Origin of the sequence: Frankia sp. AgKG'84/4, assembly GCF_023242965.2 — a bacterium.
Classification (GTDB): domain Bacteria; phylum Actinomycetota; class Actinomycetes; order Frankiales; family Frankiaceae; genus Frankia.
The window spans coordinates 1-1,739 of sequence record NZ_JALKFU020001029.1 but is presented as its reverse complement, the minus strand read 5'-3'; the positions used below and the strand labels follow the sequence as shown (position 1 = coordinate 1,739).

Genomic DNA, 1,739 nt, shown 5'->3' with positions numbered 1-1,739 from the left:
CCCGGGTGCGGACCGCGGCCCGCACGCGCCGCCCGCCGCGGGTCGGCCTCGCGCTCGCCGTCGGAGTTCTGCTGCTCGTCGTCCTCGCCGCCGTCGCGCCCGCGGTGTTCTCCGGGCGCTCACCCACCAACACGGCGGCGGTGGACGCCCTGCGCGGGCCGAGCGGGGCCCACTGGTTCGGTACCGACCAGCTCGGCCGGGACGTGTTCACCCGGGTGGCGCACGGCGCCGGACGGTCGCTGTCGATCGGGTTGGGCGCCGCGGCGCTCGGCGTCGCCGGGGGCGCGCTGCTGGGACTGGCGGCGGCACTCGGCGGCCGGATCGTGGACACGGTGCTGATGCGGCTCGCCGACGTGCTGCTGGCGCTGCCACCGCTGCTGCTCGCCCTGCTCGCGATGACCGTGCTCGGCAACGGCGCGCTGAACCTGACCCTGGCCGTCGCGATCTCCAACGTGCCCGGCTACGCGCGGGTGGTGCGCTCGGAGGCCCTGGTGGTGCGGCGATCCGGCTACGTGGAGGCGGCCGTCGGCCTGGGCCTGCGCCGCCCGCTGCTCGTCGCGCGCCACATCCTGCCGAACACGCTGGGCCCCCTGCTGGTGGTGGCCACCCTCGGCTTCGGCACGACGCTGATCGCCGTGTCGGGCCTGAGCTTCCTCGGTTTCGGCACGGAGCCGCCCAACCCGGAGTGGGGCCTGATGCTGGCCGAGGGCCGCAACTACCTGTCCACCGCCTGGTGGGCCGGGGTGTTCCCGGGCGCGGCGATCACGGCGACGGTCATCGCGGTGAACGTCGTCGGGCGCGCCGCCCAGGCCCGCTACACGAGGAGAACCGCGACATGACCGACCTCGCTCAGGTGAGCGTCCCGACGGCGCCGCCCGTGGCCTCGCCGGGCGGCCCGGCGCTGGTCGTGGACGGGCTCAGCGTGACCTTCAGCGGCCGCGGCCGGCAGGTGCGCGCCGTGCGCGAGGTCTCGTTCACCCTCGCGCGCGGGGAGTGCCTGGCCATCGTCGGGGAGTCCGGATCGGGCAAGAGCGTCACCGCGCGGACCCTCGTCGGCCTGGCCGGCGAGCACGCGAGGGTCAGCGCCCGCCGGCTGAGCTTCGACGGGCAGGACCTGCTCGGAATGCGGGAGCCGGCGTGGCGGCGCCTGCGCGGCCGTCAGGTCGGGCTGGTCCTGCAGGACGCGCTGGTCTCCCTGGACCCGCTGCGCACGGCCGGGGCGGAGATCGCCGAGCCGCTGCGCACCCACCGGGTCGTACCCCGCGCCGAGCTCTACGACCGGGTCGTGCGCCTGCTCACCGACGTCGGCGTGCCCGAGCCGGAGCAGCGCGCCGAGCAGTACCCCCACCAGCTCTCCGGCGGCCTGCGCCAGCGCGCGCTGATCGCCTCCGCGCTCGCCGCCGGCCCGGAGCTGCTGATCGCCGACGAGCCGACCACCGCCCTCGACGTCACCGTGCAGGCCCAGGTGCTCGGGCTGCTGCGCGAACTGGCCGCCGACGGCATGTCGGTCCTGCTGATCAGCCACGATCTCGCGGTCGTCGCCGGCCAGGCCGACCGCATCATCGTGATGTACGCCGGTCTGGTCGTGGAGCAGGGACCGGCCCGCACAGTCCTCACTGAGCCGCGCCATCCCTACACCCAGGCCCTGCTCGCCGCCGTTCCCGGGGTGAGTCCCACTGCGTGGTGTAGATCGGGAGCGGCTGGTTGATCGTCCGGGGTGCGGGTGTGTCGCTCCGAGA

The 1,739-nt window shown here is 75.4% G+C and carries 1 protein-coding gene and 1 pseudogene; both read left to right on the top strand.

Annotated features, from left to right (window positions below):
* Window positions 1-5: 5 nt before the first annotated feature.
* Window positions 6-839 carry an ABC transporter permease gene (locus tag MXD58_RS27005; protein ID WP_250610677.1) on the top strand — a complete coding sequence of 278 codons (834 nt, stop codon included), beginning with the start codon at window positions 6-8 and terminating at the stop codon, window positions 837-839.
* Window positions 836-1,663: pseudogene (locus MXD58_RS27000) on the top strand (ABC transporter ATP-binding protein); the annotation flags it as partial. The gene MXD58_RS27005 and the pseudogene MXD58_RS27000, both read left to right, overlap by 4 nt.
* Window positions 1,664-1,739 lie beyond the last annotated feature (76 nt).